This is a genomic window from Streptomyces sp. NPDC050743, assembly GCF_044456925.1.
Taxonomy (GTDB): Bacteria; Actinomycetota; Actinomycetes; order Streptomycetales; family Streptomycetaceae; genus Streptomyces.
Genome location: NZ_JBITGJ010000070.1, coordinates 1 through 16,783, shown reverse-complemented (window position 1 = coordinate 16,783; position 16,783 = coordinate 1). Strand labels below are relative to the sequence as shown.

General features: G+C 68.2%; 13 protein-coding genes and 3 pseudogenes. 6 read left to right on the top strand and 10 right to left on the bottom strand.

The window, feature by feature from the left end; translation table 11 throughout:
• Positions 1 to 147 precede the first annotated feature (147 nt).
• Entirely contained in the window at positions 148 to 930 is a 783-nt protein-coding gene (locus ACIBJF_RS39120) for a class I SAM-dependent methyltransferase (protein WP_399181221.1), read from the top strand.
• Positions 931 to 1,661: 731 nt separating this feature from the next.
• Here ACIBJF_RS39120 and ACIBJF_RS39115 read toward each other — a convergent pair.
• The 3 genes and pseudogenes from ACIBJF_RS39115 to ACIBJF_RS39105 all read right to left on the bottom strand — a co-directional run bounded on the left by ACIBJF_RS39115 (position 1,662) and on the right by ACIBJF_RS39105 (position 3,623).
• Positions 1,662 to 2,372 (bottom strand): TRM11 family SAM-dependent methyltransferase, encoded by a 711-nt coding sequence (locus tag ACIBJF_RS39115; RefSeq protein ID WP_399181219.1) that lies wholly within the window; start codon positions 2,370 to 2,372, stop codon positions 1,662 to 1,664.
• 42 nt (positions 2,373 to 2,414) lie between these two features.
• Positions 2,415 to 2,714 carry a hypothetical protein gene (locus ACIBJF_RS39110; RefSeq protein WP_399181217.1) on the bottom strand — a complete coding sequence of 100 codons (300 nt, stop codon included), beginning with the start codon at positions 2,712 to 2,714 and terminating at the stop codon, positions 2,415 to 2,417.
• 526 nt (positions 2,715 to 3,240) lie between these two features.
• Positions 3,241 to 3,623 (bottom strand): annotated as a pseudogene (locus ACIBJF_RS39105) (AAA family ATPase).
• 672 nt (positions 3,624 to 4,295) lie between these two features.
• Here ACIBJF_RS39105 and ACIBJF_RS39100 point away from each other — a divergent pair.
• Positions 4,296 to 5,195, top strand: a complete 900-nt coding sequence (locus ACIBJF_RS39100) for a replication-relaxation family protein (protein ID WP_399181215.1) — start codon at positions 4,296 to 4,298, stop codon at positions 5,193 to 5,195.
• Between the two features lie 469 nt (positions 5,196 to 5,664).
• On the opposite strand, the gene ACIBJF_RS39095 is transcribed toward ACIBJF_RS39100, so the two are convergent.
• Positions 5,665 to 6,618, bottom strand: a complete 954-nt coding sequence (locus ACIBJF_RS39095; RefSeq protein ID WP_399181213.1) for an FAD-dependent oxidoreductase — start codon at positions 6,616 to 6,618, stop codon at positions 5,665 to 5,667.
• Positions 6,619 to 6,822: 204 nt separating this feature from the next.
• On the opposite strand from ACIBJF_RS39095, the gene ACIBJF_RS39090 reads away from it, so the two are divergent.
• A complete protein-coding gene (locus ACIBJF_RS39090; RefSeq protein ID WP_399181211.1) occupies positions 6,823 to 7,680 on the top strand; it encodes a hypothetical protein in 858 nt (285 codons plus the stop codon).
• On the opposite strand, the pseudogene ACIBJF_RS39085 reads toward ACIBJF_RS39090, so the two are convergent.
• The 5 genes and pseudogenes from ACIBJF_RS39085 to ACIBJF_RS39065 form a co-directional block, all read right to left on the bottom strand.
• A pseudogene (locus ACIBJF_RS39085) lies at positions 7,668 to 8,523 on the bottom strand (aldo/keto reductase). The gene ACIBJF_RS39090 and the pseudogene ACIBJF_RS39085 overlap by 13 nt on opposite strands.
• On the bottom strand, positions 8,457 to 9,653 hold the full coding sequence (locus ACIBJF_RS39080; protein ID WP_399181209.1) for a JmjC domain-containing protein: 1,197 nt from the start codon (positions 9,651 to 9,653) through the stop codon (positions 8,457 to 8,459). The pseudogene ACIBJF_RS39085 and the gene ACIBJF_RS39080 overlap by 67 nt, the downstream one beginning before the upstream one ends.
• 89 nt (positions 9,654 to 9,742) lie before the next feature.
• Complete coding sequence (locus ACIBJF_RS39075) at positions 9,743 to 9,910, bottom strand: hypothetical protein (RefSeq protein ID WP_399181207.1); 168 nt, start codon at positions 9,908 to 9,910, stop codon at positions 9,743 to 9,745.
• Positions 9,911 to 10,040: 130 nt separating this feature from the next.
• Positions 10,041 to 10,373 carry a hypothetical protein gene (locus tag ACIBJF_RS39070; RefSeq protein ID WP_399181205.1) on the bottom strand — a complete coding sequence of 111 codons (333 nt, stop codon included), beginning with the start codon at positions 10,371 to 10,373 and terminating at the stop codon, positions 10,041 to 10,043.
• Positions 10,373 to 10,867 (bottom strand): ATP-binding protein, encoded by a 495-nt coding sequence (locus tag ACIBJF_RS39065; protein WP_399181203.1) that lies wholly within the window; start codon positions 10,865 to 10,867, stop codon positions 10,373 to 10,375. The genes ACIBJF_RS39070 and ACIBJF_RS39065 overlap by 1 nt, the downstream gene beginning before the upstream one ends.
• A 256-nt stretch (positions 10,868 to 11,123) precedes the next feature.
• Between ACIBJF_RS39065 and ACIBJF_RS39060 the strand changes: the two genes are divergently transcribed.
• Both ACIBJF_RS39060 and ACIBJF_RS39055 read left to right on the top strand, forming a co-directional pair.
• Positions 11,124 to 12,467: a tetratricopeptide repeat protein gene (locus tag ACIBJF_RS39060; RefSeq protein ID WP_399181201.1), complete on the top strand. Its 1,344-nt coding sequence runs from the start codon at positions 11,124 to 11,126 to the stop codon at positions 12,465 to 12,467.
• Positions 12,468 to 12,530: 63 nt separating this feature from the next.
• On the top strand, positions 12,531 to 13,709 hold the full coding sequence (locus tag ACIBJF_RS39055; RefSeq protein WP_399181199.1) for a serine hydrolase domain-containing protein: 1,179 nt from the start codon (positions 12,531 to 12,533) through the stop codon (positions 13,707 to 13,709).
• Between the two features lie 455 nt (positions 13,710 to 14,164).
• Here the strand turns inward: ACIBJF_RS39055 and ACIBJF_RS39050 are convergent.
• A pseudogene (locus ACIBJF_RS39050) lies at positions 14,165 to 14,707 on the bottom strand (RICIN domain-containing protein); the annotation flags it as partial.
• Positions 14,708 to 15,503: 796 nt separating this feature from the next.
• Between ACIBJF_RS39050 and ACIBJF_RS39045 the strand changes: the two are divergent.
• Positions 15,504 to 16,406, top strand: a complete 903-nt coding sequence (locus ACIBJF_RS39045) for a LysR family transcriptional regulator (RefSeq protein ID WP_399181267.1) — start codon at positions 15,504 to 15,506, stop codon at positions 16,404 to 16,406.
• Positions 16,407 to 16,783: the final 377 nt, after the last annotated feature.

The window sequence follows — 16,783 nt, the reverse complement described above, 5'->3', positions numbered from 1 at the left end:
CACAGCACCGGCGTACGACGGACCGGGCGGGGACCGCTCGGGCGGACACCCCCGCCCCGCCCGGTCACACCGCGCTGTGGGGAGGCCGTACAGCGTGCTGCGGGCTACGCTGCCGGGCGGGGGCTGTCGTGGATCACGGAGTCAGTCATGCCGAAGCCCAAGCTGTCGAGGAACCGGTCGTCTCTGGGACACAAGCTGCGCTACGCCGTACGGCACCCTGGGCGGATCCCTCCCTATCTGCGCCGGGCCGCGCGGGACACCTGGCTGGGCCTGCGGCACCGCGACCACGTCGCGTACTACCGCGCCGTCATGGCCTCCGACACCGCGCGCAGCCCCGAGCGTGCAGTCGGCAGCGGTTCGGAGGCCGGCTGGCTGGCACTCGGGCAGATGCAGTTCGACTACCTGCTCGACCACGGGCTGAAGCCGCAGGACCGCATGCTGGAAATTGGCTGCGGGAACCTTCGCGCGGGCTGGCGGTTCATCGACTACCTCGCACCCGGCCACTACTACGGGATCGACATATCGTCGGACATCCTCCTCCAGGCACAGCGCACCCTCGTCCGCCGGAGCCTGCAGGGCCGCCTCCCCCACTTGGCCCTCGTCGAAAACCTGACGCTCGACTTCCTGCCCCAGGGCTGGTTCACCGTGGTGCACGCCCACAGCGTCTTCTCGCACTCGCCGCTCGAGGTGATCGACGAGTGCCTCGCCAACGTCGGGCGGATACTGGCCCCCGGCGGCTTCTTCGACTTCACCTACGACCGCACGGAGGGCACCGAGCACCAGGTGCTCCGCGAAGACTTCTACTACCGCACCGAAACCCTCCTCTCGCTGGCCGGACGGCATGGCCTGAGCGCCCGCTTCATGGACGACTGGGAACGGCGCCCGCACGGCCAGTCGAAGATCCGGGTCACGCACGAGGTAGCGGTGTAGCGGCGTCACCCTGCGGCGGTCCTGGGCGGTCCTGGTGAACCTGCTGGTGAGAGGCCAGTATGAGCAGTGGCCGACGGCCCCTGGGCCCTGCCGTCGGCGGCGGTTTGCCAGGCACACTGGCTGCACCGACCGCCTCGGAGGAAGCCTCGCCCATGGACAGCACACGACAGCGGCTCGCGATCCTGCACCCCCGTCGCAGCCTGGGCACCGTGTTCGCCCTCTCCTTCGCCTGCGTCACCGCTGCCACCACCTCCTCGGCGACTTCGTCAGCTACAACGTGGCGGCGCGCACGGTGCGGGTCGACCAGGACGACGTCTTCCGCGGCGTCGTGGGCGACCTCCACCAGCAGGTCGCCCAGCACCGTCTGTCGCCGTCGGACTACTTCAGCGTGAGCCCCGACACCGACAGCCCCCGCGACGACCTCTCCCGTCGCATCCGCGCGGCTCGACGCGTTCCGCATATCGGGGCCGGTCCGCAGACGCATCGGTGGCGGCCGCTATCGACTTCTGTGCTGGGGGTACGGGATGGGCACACGCCCTCGGTGACGTGTGTCCGGGTCGCTCTGCTTCCGTACCGTGGCCTGCTCCACGTCAGCGCGTCGTCGTGCGGCCTGCTCCGGGTGAGCCCCTTGGTGAAGATGAGGACGTCTTCGTGCTGGATCACCGCGAGCGGGATGACCTGGCGGCGGGCGTTGCGTACGTTCTTCATCTGGAAGAACGACGGCCGGGTGATCAGACGGCTGTCGCGGATGCCCGCCAGGAGGGCGACGCAGCGTTCGGTGGGAGTGAGGCCGGCTGCTTGCCCGCGGCGAGGACTGCCGAAGGCAAGTCGATGAGTTCCCCGCGTTCGCGCCACGGGCGGGTGGTGACCACGACCATGCCGCCAGGCCTCAGCATCAAACGACACTGGACGAGGATCTCGGTGAAGGCGTCCAGGAGCGGGTCGGTGGAGACGTGGGCAGGGTTGGAAGGGTCGTGGCTGTAGCGGTAGTCCTTCTTGACCACGCCGCGTTCGCCGGTCTCACGGGTGGAACGGACCTGCCCGTGCACGGAGTTTTCATACGGCGGTGACGTGACCACGAGGTCTACCTCGCCGTGCAGGGCGGCGGGGATGAGCTGGGTGAGTTTTCGGGCGTCGCCGCAGTGCACGGCGCCGGTGCTGGTGCCGTCTTGTCGGGTGGCGGAGGTGGCGTTGAGGCGTGCGAGGTCGGCCCATTTCGGTTCGTATTCCACACCGAGGGCGCTGCGGACGAGGTGGATGGCTTCGACGAGGGTGGTTTCGATGCCGCACATCGGGTCGAGGACGAGGTCGCCGGGGCGGGTGTAGGTGGAGATGGCCTGGGCGGCGATCCTGGGCAGCATCTTGGCGGGGTGGGCGGCCGAGCCGGGCGCGTAGCGGCCCTTGCGCTGCGCGGGAGCGGAGGTGGGAGCGGCGTTCCACACCGAGAGGGGGATGGGCGCGGCGGTGTCTCCTCTTTCCCGCGTCTAGGCGTGGCGGATCGCGGACAGGGCGATCAGGTCGCATTGCGCGACGCCCCGGGAGATGTCCGCGGGAAGGACGGGTACGAGGTGGTCGCCGACCGGGTGGGCGTAGGCGACGACGATGTGCTGGAGGTAGCGGAAGCCGGCGGTGCGGGCGGAAGCGATCAGTCTCCCCAGTGGGTCGATGAGGTATGCGTTTTCCCGGCGCTGGCGAGTGGCCAGCAGCAGAAGTCCGTAGTCGGGGAGGAGTCGGTGGGCACAGTGGAAGAAGGCGGGCCAGCCGTCCTCCTGTGCACCGGGCATCCGGCTTGGTCGGACGTCAGGTGTTCGGTGGGAGCAGGGAGGGTGTCGGGGTGGAGTTCGGCGAGCAGAAGGGAGGGCTTCTTCGCTCCGTCCCGGTCGTCGGCCGGGTTGGTGAAGGGGGAGGTGGGGATGCGGGCGTCCATGCCCGGTGCCGTGTCCCGGATCGCGATCTTGAGGAGTGGGGCGGGTCGGTCGGCGGGGCGTCCGACGAAGTCGGTGCGGATCTTGTCGAGGGCCCAGGCGGGCAGTACCGCGCCCGGGATGGGAGCGGCGTTGGGCTCGTCCGGGCCGGGGAGCCACACAGGCGTCGGCAGTATGTGGGCGGTACGACGGCGCGAACGGTGGGGTTCGGCATGGGCTGAGCGGCGCCCGGGAGTAGGGGTCCGGCCGCGCTCGTGCTGACGTGGGTAATAGGGACTCGCTGACTGATCTCCGCTATCGCGTTATAGGTGTTCGATCTCCTCGGCAGTCGCTCTGCCTGTGCGGCTTGTCGTCCGCCAGTCGGTGGTGGCCAGGCCGTAGGGCGTCAGGTGAACCGTGATGTGGTCGGCAAGTGCGCACGGACAGCCGCGAAGAGCTTGCGGGCCAGGGAGAGGTCAAGCATGGACGTCTCGTCGATGACCACCAGGTCAGCAGTCTCCAGAACGCCGATGTGGTCGACGAGAGAGTCGTTCTCAGGCGGCTTGGTCAGACGGTGCGCTGTCATCGCCGCCTGCACACAGGTCTCCTCCAGGCGTTTAGCGGCCTTCCCGTTCGGCACGGCCAGAGCGATGACCGCACACCGGCGTCGTCGGCCACCTCGACCAAGGTGCGCAGGGTATGAGTCTTGCCGCAACCCGGGCCACCAGTCAGCGCGGACAGGGGCCGGGTCAGCGCGGTATGGAGCGCCCGGTATTGCTCGTCGGTCAACCCGGCCGTCTCCGCCGTCGTCAACGCGGTCTCGAGCAAACGGCGTACACACCAGGCAAGTATCTTCGAGTACTACGCCGTAGTGCTCAACGCCGACGTCGCTCTGCGGCAGTCGGCGCCCCAAGACCCGAGCAACTCGCCTGCACGTCGCTCGCGCCTGACTTCAGCGCTCTGCATGAGCGAGCAGGGTGAGGAGAGCGCGGCGTGGCATCGTGCCGGTGGCGTGTGACGTCGTCCCGCTGCGCCCCGCCCACCAATCCCCCCTCCGTGCCGGCCTGCCCGGCGAGCGCGGAGGCCCCGGCCGACGCGCAATGAGTGCTCCAGGCCGCCCGATCCCCCGCCTCGCCGATCTCCGGCCCCAGCCCGCCCCAACCCTTCTCATCCTGTTTCGGGGTCGGCTGCGAGAGGCGCATAGGGGGATGTCGGGCTCCCGACCACCGCCGACAAGGCATGGTGACCCGCGCCTACGCCGTCCAGCGTGCGGCAGGGCACGGTCAGTTGTCGGAGGAGATACCGGCGGGGATGCCGGCACGGTCGGGGGCGGTGTTGTCGCCCCGTGACCGTGGTCGGGCCTTCGTGGTCTGTGGTTCGGTCGGGGTCGCTTGCTGCTGTAGCCGGTATACGCGGCGCCAAGCGGGACGGCGCCGCCCGTACGAGAGAGGCGGGCCGACGATGACCGACGTGGACGCGGGCGGTGGCGACCGGCTGGCGCTGGCCGTGCTGACGCAGTACCGGATGGCCACCACCGAACAGATGCACCGGGTGATCGCCCCCGAGGTGCGCATCGAGCAGACCCGGCGGCGGCTGGCCAAAATGCGTCATGAGGGACTCATCGACCGCATCACCCTGCCCCAGTCCGGACGGCTACGCGCATGGTTTCCCACCTCCTACGGCGTGCAGATCGCCTCGGAGTGGCCGGAGTTGCGCGGGCGGCGGCCACCGAAGACGGTGTCCGATCCCACTGCCGCGCGCCTGCGGGTCGGACACACTCTGACGGTGACCGAGACCGCGCTCCTCTTCCTCGAAGACGCGCGCCGCCGCGGTGAGTTGTGCCGGCCGCTGGACTGGCTGCCCGAGGTCTACCACCCCATCGGGGGTGGTGAGGCCGTCATCCCCGACGCGCTGATGTACTACCGGCGCGGACCCGTGGACGGCGAGGGATCGATGCTGCGGGCGTTCGTCGAGGTCGACCGGGCCACCATGGGCCCGGAACGCCTGGCCGCAAAGCTCACCGCCTACGCCCGCCTCTACCACTACGTGCCCGCCGCCCCGGGTCGCCACCGGCCGACCATCGGGCAGGAACCGGTGCAGGAGGAATGGCGAAGGCGCTACCCGCTCTTCCCCCGCCTCTTGTTCGTCCTTGACGGCACCGGCCCCGCCGGCATCACCACCCGCATCCGAGCCCTGCACGCGGCCGCCGTCGACCCCGCAGTGGCCGGCTTCCTGCACGCTGTCCCCGTGGTGGCTGCATCCCTTGCCGACCTGCGCAACAACGGCCCGTCCGAGCCAATGTGGCGCCCCATACGGGATCCCGACCGCACAGTGGTCTGGAGCCACGCCCAAAACGTATAGACCGGCCTGCGCAGCCGCTGCGCAGCGCCCACCGCCTCCGCGCGACGGCTGCGCAGAGTCTCCGACCACAGGCCCCCACCACAACCCCGACCGCAGCCCTGCGCAGGGAACTGCACACCGAGCGCGCAGCAGATGCGCAGCACTGGCGGGGGCTGCGCAGTCTGCGCACGCAGACGAATCGGAGCCTGCGCAGCCGCGCTCCTACCTGCCGCGGTCGGGCTCATGGTCGCCCCAACCAAACGGCCCACCACACCTCTACACACCCGACGTCTCGACGGGCACGTGGTGATTGCGCATCCCTGGGCGGGCGATGCGCACCCGGCTGCACAACCGACCAGCGGCCCTGCCCAGTCGGCGCTGCCGACGGTGCCTGTACCACCCCATTGCTGGGACAGAAGGCAGAGCCCCAGGTTCCATCGGGCGGTGCGGCCTGCGCACGGCCCGCAACCACACCCTCAGGAGTCTCAGGTCATTGGGCTGAAAGCAGGTCCCGAGTTTCCGCGGCGCATCCCCACGACAGCGTGACGCCGGCGCCACCGTGCCCGTAGTTGTGCACGACCACGGTGCCGTCCTCCCACAGAACCTTCTCCACACGGACCGTGGCACGGGTCGGTCGAGCGCCGACCCGGTGCTCCAGCACGCGAGCCTGGGCCAGACGGGGTTCGACCTCGGCACAGCGGACGAGGATATCGGCCGCCGCCTTGTCGTCGGGGGCCAGGTTGCCCTCACCGTCGATCGCTGTGCCGCCCAACACGACGGTGTCGCCGTGAGGATAGAAGCACAGCAGATCCGGCGAAAGGCCGGTGTCCTCGGAGAAGAACTCGGTCAGCCCCGGGTTGGTGACGACGACGTGCTGGCCGCGGATGGGCCGGAGTTCAGGATCCGGCACCAGGTCGCGTGCACCGAGGCCAGAACAGTTGACGATCACCGAAGCCGGACCGGCATCCGCGAGCGAGGCCAGCCGACGCCGCTCGACCGCTCCCCCGGCATCGCGTAGCCGGCGCAGGAGGTAATCCAGATAGGTGGGCATGTCGATCAGCGGCACAGTAAATCGGTAGCCCGCCGTGAACCCCGCCGGGAGTTCGGCGGGCTCGCACGGCCGGAAACCCGGCAAAGTCGTGGCCCAGTCCGGCGCGGCCTCGGCCGTGCGGGACGCTTCGATGCCGCTGGTGAGCCGGACGCCCGTCGCCGGCTCCTCCGCCAGCTCCCGAAAGACCTCCAGCGACCGTTGTCCCCACAAGTCGACCTTTTCCTTCGGCTCGACCAGATACGGCCCCCACATCGCCCCGGCCGCCAGCGATGTCGCACCGGGCATCTGCTCGGCCATCACGCGCACCGAAGCCCCGGCCTCGGCGAGAACGACGCCCGTGGTGAGCCCAGCCACTCCAGCCCCGACAACAACAACGCGCTCCCCTGCGGCCACGAACCTCACCCTATTCCCGGGTGAGTCGAGAGCGCGGGATGGGTTACGCCAAGCCCTGATCGACTGTGTCCGAGCTTGACAACGAGCCGCCGGTGTCCGCGAATCCCACCATGCAGTCGGTTCGGTTGGCATGTCCCGCTCCACTGTCCGAAGCGGCCCAGGAACTCGTCCTCTCGACGCGATCGCGCTGCTACGGTCTCGCGTATGACACTCTCGGTCTCCACGGCTCGGGCTGTTGATCTACGAATGCAGCCGGTCGACGAGGTACTCGACCGCGTTGCTCGGTCTCTTCAGGTGCGTTTCCTCCAGGAAACGGTGGTGCGCAAGCGCCGGTCGGTAGGAGCCCGAACAAGCCGCGATACCTGGGTCCGCATGGAGCGTCGCATGCTCAGCAAGATCACCGACCAGGGATGGAACGGTACCGAGTCCGCCGCTCGTCTGAAGGGCGTCGTCCAGCCCGCATGGCACGGATGCATGGTCTGGCGGGACACAGACGAGCCAGTGATGTGGCGGGCCGATGAGACGGACCTCCTGCCCAGAACTCCGGTCGGGAATGCCATCTTGAGTGAAGTACCAGAACTTCCCGACGAGTGGTGGAAAGGGTTGAACGCCTCGCTGGACGCGCTGGCGGCTCACACGACCAAGCGGGTCGCCACCCCCGACACCGAGACCATCACCCAGGCGTCGGTCACCGAGGCCATCCGAGCCGTCTTTCCCGGCGATTTCGATACAACCGTCCAGCGCTGGGTGCCGGCCCACGCCGACCTGAACTGGGCCAACCTGACGGCCCCAGTGTTCAGTCTCTTCGACTGGGAGGACTGGGGGAACGCCCCGCAGGGACTGGACTCGGCCTCGCTGTGGGGGAGCTCGCTTGCCGTCCCGTCTCTGGCCGATCGTGTACGGCAGGAGCGTCGGCGGGACTTCGAGAGCCGGGACGGCAAGCTGATGACGCTGTTCGTCTGCTCGAAGATCCTCGGACCGTACGCGCACCCTGAGGATCCTCGGTTGGAGCCCGCGCGGCGCATGGCCGAGCAGGTCATCGAGGAGCTTCAGGCGGATTGATTACGTGAGCGGTCGCGGAGGAGCTTCCGGTACTCCTGGACGGTCCGCTCCTCCACCTGGCCTGCCAGGGCTCCGACGAGTTCCCCCAGGTGGGTTGGCTCGTCGGTGCCCACGGCGATGGAGTCGACCCGCGGGAGGTGGTAGGCGGCCCGGAACGCTGCCTGGACGCGGGAGAGCCGGCCGCTGTCCTGGAGGAAAAGGCGGGTCCAGCCTGTCCCACACCGAGGCATTGGTGCTGCCCCCAAAGGGGCTCATCCCCCAGACCTCGCCACAACCCAGATTCCACGCTTTGATGAGCGTCTCCGCCGCGTCCAGCGTTCTGGCGCCGACCAGCAAGCCGGCGCGCACCATGAGTACCGATGGCCTCGGCACGGTCAGGTCGACCACGCTCAGCATCGGTGACGGATCCCACGACGCGACCCCCCAGGCGCCGCACAGCCCCTTCGCTTTGGCGTCATCCAGGGCGGTGCACGCCGCTGCAAGCAGATCCTTGTTGTGCTGGACGGCTTTCCGCAGCGAGTGTTCTGGGTTGTGCAGGAACACCAGGTCCGGCTCCCGTCCGAGGTCCTTAGCCGCCTCTTCCACAACCGAGTTCAGCCGCGTGGGATCCAGGGAGTGCTCCGCCCCGTCGGCCCCCGGGAAGTAGCCGACCTTCGTGGAGACCGTGAACTTCGGCAGCAGGTCACCAGCTGTCCGAGCCAGGATCTGGTGCGAGCGGAAGCCGAGGTAGTTGGTACTGGTGTCGAGCGCGGTGACGCCCAGGTCCAGCGCCCCGGTCAGGAGGCGACGTTCGTGACGAGATCGGTGTAGCCCGAGGACAACTCGGGGGTCAGGACCGCGCACAGCTCCTCCTTCACCAGGATCTCGGCGACCTCTACCACTTCGGCCCCGACGACGGCCGCGGCCTGTTCCAGCACGACCGGCCTGCCGCTCAACAGCAGACGCAGCGCCGGCAGGGCCTTGGCCCCGAGGGTCAGCCTCTTCCCCGAGGCCAGGACATCGACGGTCTGCCCGCTCTCTCGCATCCGGGGAGGGAAGTGGGTGGTGCACACGACGGCGTCGAGCGGCCCGAGGATGTCGAGGAACGGCACATGCCGAGGCAGGGTCGTCTCCTGCTCGTACGCGGCCAGGTAGTCGGCCGGGGAACGCTCGCCGAGCAGTGCCGTGGCGGCCTCGGTCAGAGCCGCGCTGTCGAGAACGTGCCAGCGGTCCAGATCGTGCCTGAAGATCTCGCGCTCGCGGCACCAGTCGGCAAGCCAGGCGAGCCAGCTGGCGCCGGTGCGTTTGGTGATGCCGAACGTGACGTGGAGGCTCTTCCCCGAGCCACTGCCGGTCCTGGTCGCCTGGTGCCAGTGGCCTCGGGGGATGTGCATGACGTCGCCGGTCCTCATCACCCCGGACCAGATGATCTCGTCGCTCGGGGTTTTGTTGGGGTCGGAGTCCCGGTGCATGGGGACCTTGCGGGAAGCCGCGCGCACCTCCCACTCCTTCTCGCCCGCGAGCTGCACGATCACGACATCGTGGTCGTCCCAGTGCAGGGGGAAGCCGGCGGCGTCGTTCGTCGTCAGGTACACATTGACCTGCACACGCTCATGGGACCACCACTGCAGCGCCCGGCACGCGACCTCCATCGTCGGGTCGAAGACGTTGGCCTGGTCGAGGATGAGCGTCGCACCTTCTCCCAGGAGGTTCCCGAGGCTGCGCATGTTGACCATGGGGATGCTCTGGCCTCGGGGGCTGACGCTGTCGGTGTAGTAGACGGCCGGGTGCACCTCCACACCGTTCTGGAAGCATCGGAACTGCGGGCGGTTCAGGCTCCTGCGCATGGCGATGTCGAGCAGCCGGTTGGGGGTCAGGAGGCGGGAGAGGAGTGCGGGATCGTCCAGACCGCCCCGCGCGAAGCCCTTCCCCAGTTCCTCGGCTCCGCTCCACCCGAGTGCTGTCTCGATCGCGTTGATCAGCCGATGTTCCATCGCTGTGCCTCCAAGGGTGTGGTCACTCGATGCGGACACGGCGGGGCCGGCACGGCCAGTTGCGCCGGCCCCAGCCGCTTGGTACGTGCCTACTCGCTGTCGTGCAGGTTGCCGTCGCCGCCCGGCCACGGCGCGTCGCCGGAGCTTCCGGCGTTGTCGGACCGGAGGCTGTCGTACCGGTCGTGGACGGCGGTCAGCTCTTCGACCGCCATCAGCAGGCCGCTACGGGCCGGAGGCGGTGCTATGCGCTCTTCCACCTCGTGCTCCTTCCTCTTCAGGTCTCCCGCCGGGGCTCCGGCGGGAGGTCATGGCCGCCTCACGGCCGGGAGAGATGGATTTCCGTAAAGCAGCGGTCTTTGGGCGGCATGCTGAGCTGCAGCTCCGCGCCTACGGCCAGGCGGCCCGGCCGCTCATCGGCAGGACGGCTGCGTCCTGGCGCATGTTGGCCTCCAGAACGCGCTGATCCAGTTCGTACAGGCACGCGCGGCACGCGAAGAGAGCCGCGTGTATGCCGCTCGACCGGACGGGCCCGATCCACGTCACCTCGACGTCGTCACGGCCACACCACAGCCAGCACTCGCCATGCGCCTGCCACTCATGCCGGTCCCACAGCGCATAGGCCGTCGGCTGGCCGGTGACGGGGTCGATGTCGCGGCGGGTGGGGCGGAAGACCACATCGCGGTCCGGAGACAGAGCCGCCCGTACTGCGTGCCTCCCCATCAGGCGACCGCCATCGTCAGCGACTTGGGCTCGCCCCCATCCCGGTGCTTGGCCCAGATTGCGAATAAGCCACGCGGTCCAGCGGCAGCCGTGCTCGTCTCCACCGCCATGGGCAGCGCCATCTCGGCCCATACCCGCTTACCGGCGCCGGCGGGCTCCCAGGCACAGCGCGCCGAGAGCAGTCGGACCAACGCCAAGCCGCGCCCGTTCTCGTCGTCTGCCTTGGCACACCTGGTCCGCGGAGCCGACGGGTCGCCATCCAGGACATCGATCACCAAGCGACCGGGCCGGTTGGACAGGGTGACGATGATCGGCCCCGCCCCGTGCACCACGGCGTTGGTGATGAGCTCGGAGGCGACGAGTCGGATGGCGTCGGCAGTCTCCTCGTCCAGCGGCACACCCCATGCGCGTACCCTGTCGACGATCTCGCGCCGAGCCGGGGGCACCTCGGATTCGATACCCGCGAGGACGAACCGATGGACGAGCGTGGGCATGGCGGACGCCTCCGAAGAGCTGGAGAGCGGCTCCATCCCCGACGGGGGGGCACAGGAATGGAGCCGCCGATCTGAGGAACCGCTCCGCAAGCGTTCAACTGAACTCGCTCGCTGGCGGCTGATACTCAGTCAACGGCGCTACCCCAGCCCACCGGAACGTTTCCAGGGGGTTTCTCTCGGGGACGCCCTCCCCGTACCCGGACACGAGAAAGTAGCCTTCCAACTACGCCTTGAGCGGAAGAACAGGAGTGATGACGTGCCTACCGAGCCGTTAGCAGTCCACCCGCTGACCTTCCTCCTCCAGACGCGTGGATGGGGCAAGGCCGAATTCGCCCGGCTCATGCAGGAACACGGGAGGAAGCTCGGTATCCCGCTCGCGACCAACCGGACGACTGTATGGAAGTGGGCACAGGGCCAGGAGCCGGACGCGGACGCCCAGCGCGTCCTCACCGACCTGCTGGGCGTCCCGCACGAGCAGGCACGTGCGGAGGGATGGCCCCGCTGGCTCCCCGTCTGGGAGGTGACCGGACTCACCGCTCCATGGACAGAGGCCGGTACCGTCGAGGCATTGTCCGATCTGGTGGGGAGTGGACGGATGGACCGCAGAGGCTTCCTCACCATCACAGGAGCCGCCCTGACCGGTCTCGCGGCGAACTGGGTGGACGCGCCCTCCGCCACGGCCGCGGCGCTCAACGGTGACCGGGTCACGGACACCATGGTCTCGACGATCGAGCAGCGCATCAGCACCCTCCGCACGCTCGACGGCCAGCTCGGCGGCGCTCGACTCCTGGAACAGGCACGAGGCGACCTGGCTCTGGTCACCGGCCTCCTCGACTGTGGCCGCTACACCGACAAAGTCAGGCTCCGGCTGTACGCGCTGGCGGCCCGTGTGTCGCACCTGACCGGATGGATGGCCTACGACGCCGGCCTACGATCCGCAGGCCAGCGCTATTACGTCGGTGCCCTGCGCAGCGCCCGCACCGCCGGCGACGACGCCTTCGGCGCTTTCATCCTCGCGGAGATGGGCGTGCACGTCTCCGAGGCCGGACGCACTGCCGAGCGCGTCGACCTCATCTCGACCGCCATCGACAACGCCCCACGCTCCCTGTCGTCCTGCACGCAGTCGTTCCTCTACTTGCACAAGGCAGAGGCGCTTTCACGCGACGGCGACCACCGCGAGGCAGGCACGGCCCTCAACCGTGCCACCTCCCTGTGGGAGCGCCAGGTGACGGACGACAACCCTGACTGGCTCGACTGGTTCGGCGAGGCACAACTGCGGTCGACCGAGGGAAAGGTCCTATTGCGCTCGGGGCAGGTGGAACGTGCGACCAGCTCCCTGGTGACCTCTGTGACGAGAGCCGCCCCCCGGGACAAGGCAGTACGGTCAAGCCGTCTTGCTGAGGCGCGGCTCGCTGGCGGTGACCTGGAGGGTGCGTTGGATGCCGCGAACTATGGTGCCGAACTCCTGGAGGACAGCGTCAGCTCCATTCGGGCCCTGAATCGCCTCAAGGAGTTCTCCACGCGGCTGGAGCCGCACAAGTCCGTTCCCTCCGTCCGTGAGTTCCGCGAGCGCCTGCATGAACTGTCCGTCGCCGTTTGATGTCGACCGCCTGACCACCGGGGACGAGCCCGTATCGGTGGAGATGGCTGCAAGACTGCCAGGATGGCCGACATGACGATCTACGGTGAGGTGGCACCCGGGTTCGAGCCGGTGCGGGCGGCGTTCACGGAGAACTTCACCCGGCACGGGGACCTCGGCGCGGCGGTGTGCGTGTACCGGAACCGCCGACCGGTGGTGGACCTGTGGGGTGGCGTGGCCGACGCCGAAACCGGTCGTCCCTGGACGCGGGACACGCTGCAACTGGTCTACTCGGCGACCAAGGGAGCGACCGCGACCGCGGCGCACATGCTGGTCGAGCGCGGTGCGCTCGACCTGGACGCGCCCGTCGCGAAGTACTGGCCGGAGTTCGCCGCGAACGGCAAGGCGGACATCCCGGTGCGCTGGCTCCTGTCACACCAGGCCGGCCTGGTCGCGCTGGATCAACCGGTGCCGTTGAAGGATGCGCTGGCCTGGCACCCGATGGCGGCAGCACTGGCCGCTCAACGCCCCCTCTGGACTCCGGGCACAGCGCACGGATATCACGGGCGGACCTGGGGCTGGCTGGTCGGCGAAGTGATCCGGAGAGCATCCGGCCGCTCACCGGGCCGCTTCTTCGCCGACGAGATCGCGGCCCCACTGGGCTTGGACTTCTTCATCGGCTTGCCCGCCGCCGAACGCGACCGAGTCAGCCACATGGTGTACCGGCGGCCGGACGTCGACCTCACCGCCCTGCCCACCGAGTCGGTCCCCGAAGAACTTCGCGAACAGGTCGCCGCCTGGCGGGACCCGAACTCATTCAGCAACCGGGCCTACGCGGTCACCGACCCAGCCGAGATCGACTTCGACTCACCGGAGGTGCAGGCGGCAGAGTTCCCGGCGTCTAACGGGATTGGTACAGCACGCGCGCTTGCGCGCATGTACGCAGCACTGATCGACGAGGTGGACGGCGTGCGCCTGCTCGCCCCCGCCACCCTGGCGTCGGCGACCGAGGAGCAGGCCAGCGGCAAGGATCAGGTCATGCTCATCCCGAGCCGCTTCAGCGCCGGATACATGCTGCCCACCGAGGCCAACCCGATGATCGGGCCAAGCTCTTTCGGTCACACCGGCCGAGGCGGGTCGCTCGCCTTCGCCGATCCGGAGCACGGTGTTGCCTTCGGGTACGCGATGAACAACATCATCGGGGGTACACACGATGTCCGTGCGGCATCTCTGGTCGACGCGGTGCGAAGGTCGCTGCTGTAACGGCAAGATCGGGATGGCTTCGCCGGAAAGCATGAGCGCCGAAGTGCAGTCGCGGCGGCTACGCCATCAACCGCCGATGCCCAGTCGAGGTAGAAGCCACTGGAGCGGAGGTGATGCCGACGACCTCTACCTGAACACCCCACGTTTCGAGCGTCCTCGCCGGCTCGACGCCGACGGCGGGGACGTCGAGCTGCGCGGTTCGACGATGGCGCTGGAAGTCGATCTGCAGCGCCGGATCGAGGCCGGCATGGAGGCCATGCTCGACATCCGTTTCCTCGCGTCCGAGTACCCGACCGGGCCGTGGCACCGGGGCCGGATCGACTCGCTCGGCCTGGACGAGAACGGCACGCCTGCGTGGCGCGACCGGTACCGCCGGGCGGACGTCGAGCGGCTTCGGCCCGGAGTGAGAGGCTGCCGGCTCTCCAGGGGCACGTCACAGCCCAGCCGGCCCGCTGTCGGACGAGCCGCCACTCCTGGGAGCCGTCCCCGTTCGCCTTCTGCAGGGTCAAGGGCGTCCCCTGGGATCCGCCGGTCGGGTACAGGTCGGTGTTCTTCACCGCCTGGAGCTTGTAGGAGCCGTCGTTGGTCTTGATGAGGTTCCAGCTGCCGGTGTTGCTGTTGTCGACCCACTGGCCGATCTTTGCCGGCCGTGACGTTCCCGGTCCAGATGGCTGCCGCTCGGCCGCCCGACTTGTTGAGCAGGGTGACACCGTCGGCGGGCTCGGTGACCACGTGCCAGTACTGGGTGTCCTTGTTCGCCACCGCTCCGGCGACCTCCATGACGACGTCGGGGATGTCTGCGTTGCCGATGTTCGCGGTGTTCGTGTGGTTCCCGGTGCCGATCACCCGACCGGTCCCCCGGTTCACCAGTTGGTAGTAGGCACCGGCCCAGTGGCCGAGGTCTACCTCGGCGTAGGCGATCGTGGGGTGCCCTGGTTGTTGAGGACGGCGATGCGGCCGGTGCCCTCGACGTACTGCAGATTGCGGTGGTAGGCGGCCGACGGGAAGAGCCCTGCCCTGCAAACGCGCTATCCAGCTCCGGCGTGGGGGTACCTCGTCAGCGTTCGGTCAGCAGCCGTCGCACGACGTACCCCGCGGAGTCCACCCCAGACCAACCGTCTTCGACCAATGTATGCAGCGATATGGGAGTTGTACGTGGTCAGCCACCCATTCATGTGATCCGCTTCTTCAGCCGTGGTATCGGCGCCGGCATGGACCGCCTGTGCACCGTCCTGGCACCGCCCTGACCTGCCGCTGGACGAGCTCTGCACTTCCGTGCTGGACACGCTCTCGGCCACGCCGTCGTCTGACGATGTCACCCTGCCGCTCGCCCAGACCCATGGCTTCGGCCCGAGCCGGATAGCCTCCTGGGCGGTCCCGGTCGAACTCAGCGCTGTCAGCGACGCCCGGTCCCTTGTCACGGCAATCTGGCTCTGTGGGGGCTGGAAAGCCAGGCTGCGGCGACCGAGCTGATCGTCAGCGAACTGGTCACCAACGCCATCCGTTACGCCGGGGGGCCAGTCCTGCTCCGTTTGATCCGCGACCACGTTCTGACGTGCGAAGTACACGACGCCGGCAACTGCTTCCCGCGCCTACGCCACCCTCGTCTCACCGACGGCAACGGCCGTGGCCCTCGTCCTCGTCGACCAATTGAGCCGCAGGTGGGGCACCCGCTACACCTCGGACGGCATACTCATTTGGGCCGAACTGCACATGACACCCAGCCCATGAGACCGAGCCTCGGGTCAAGAGGCAGCCGCCGCCGATGGATCGAGTTACCGTGATGGCGTGGAGATGCTCCATTTGCGGTATTTCATCGCGGTTGCCGAGGAGCTGAACTTTTCTGCGGCGGCCCGGCGCCTACATATGGCCACTTCGCCGTTGTGCCAGCGAATCAGGGACCTCGAGAAGGAGCTCGACCACCGGCTGTTCGAGCGTGATACACACAGCGTCACGCTCACGCCGGCGGGCGAGGCGCTGCTGCCGCTCGCGCGAGACGCGCTGGAACAGATCAATGCCATTCCGTGGCGACTGCGCGAGGCGACCCGACCGGGGCGCCCTTCCATGCTCGTGGGCATTCCGACCGGGCTGCATCCGAGGCTGAGGGAGCTTTTCAACACGCTCGCCGAACGCGTTCAGGACCGGTGCGTTCTGCTGCGCTGGCCCGGCACCTCCAAGGCTCTGGTCGCCGCCGTATGCGAGAACAAGCTTGCGTTCGCGCTGGCCCGACTGCCGATCAGCGACCCCTCGCTGGACGTGCTCCCCGTCATGTCGGAGCGGCTGGGAGCGGTGGTGCCGGCCGATAAGTTCGTCGGGCGGGACTCAGTGGAACTGCAGGACCTGGCTGACCTCTGCTTCGTCGTCGCAGCCAATGAGATCAGATCCGCCTATTTCGACCAGCTCGACCGAGAAATGTTCGAGCGTGGGATCAGGAAACGAATCAAGCTGACCGGTACCGGCTATGGCGGCATCGCTGAAACAGTTTCCAGCGGGATAGCTTTCTACTTTGCCATACTCGACCCGGAAAGCCCCATACACGGCTACGCGCTTGAGAACACGAAGGTTCTGCCATTCACTGATTTCGAGGCCCAGTTGGAGACGGCCCTAATCTGGCGCCGCGAGCGTGCCTCGGGCGGCGACCTGGACGAACTCGTCGAAGCAGCCCGCGAGGTTTTCGCCGATCCGATCCACGTCTGATAGCGGGGCCGGCGGCCCGTACGGGGGGTGGATTTTCGCGCTCGGATTCACACTGCCACATCCTGGCGGCGGTGTGACCGCTGCGGTCACACCAGCATTAGCGATACGATAATTCCAATTCCCGAAATGCGCCATTAGCGTTCATTGTCGTAGCCGACCAAGGCGATGAAAGGACGCAAAATGGCGGACGCACACATCATCGGGTCACTCGACGGCGTGCGAGTCATCGACCGCATTCACACCGCCCACGACCTGATCACCCCCATGCGCCCCCGTGCGCAGGCCCCAGGGCCCCGGCGTTTGCCTCGGATGTCTGGTTGATCATGTGATGCCGTAGAGGGCGAGGACGCGGTGGCGTTCGGTGTGGGCTCGGCGTC

Excerpts from the sequence above, each read along its gene's own strand:
- ACIBJF_RS39045 (WP_399181267.1), top strand. The coding sequence starts at position 15,504 with ATGCTCCATTTGCGGTATTTCATCGCGGTTGCCGAGGAGCTGAACTTT.
- ACIBJF_RS39070 (WP_399181205.1), bottom strand. The coding sequence starts at position 10,373 with ATGGGGAGGCACGCAGTACGGGCGGCTCTGTCTCCGGACCGCGATGTG.
- ACIBJF_RS39090 (WP_399181211.1), top strand. The coding sequence starts at position 6,823 with ATGACACTCTCGGTCTCCACGGCTCGGGCTGTTGATCTACGAATGCAG.
- ACIBJF_RS39100 (WP_399181215.1), top strand. The coding sequence starts at position 4,296 with ATGACCGACGTGGACGCGGGCGGTGGCGACCGGCTGGCGCTGGCCGTG.
- ACIBJF_RS39120 (WP_399181221.1), top strand. The coding sequence starts at position 148 with ATGCCGAAGCCCAAGCTGTCGAGGAACCGGTCGTCTCTGGGACACAAG.
- ACIBJF_RS39055 (WP_399181199.1), top strand. The coding sequence starts at position 12,531 with ATGGCCGACATGACGATCTACGGTGAGGTGGCACCCGGGTTCGAGCCG.
- ACIBJF_RS39080 (WP_399181209.1), bottom strand. The coding sequence starts at position 9,653 with ATGGAACATCGGCTGATCAACGCGATCGAGACAGCACTCGGGTGGAGC.
- ACIBJF_RS39065 (WP_399181203.1), bottom strand. The coding sequence starts at position 10,867 with ATGCCCACGCTCGTCCATCGGTTCGTCCTCGCGGGTATCGAATCCGAG.
- ACIBJF_RS39110 (WP_399181217.1), bottom strand. The coding sequence starts at position 2,714 with ATGCCCGGTGCACAGGAGGACGGCTGGCCCGCCTTCTTCCACTGTGCC.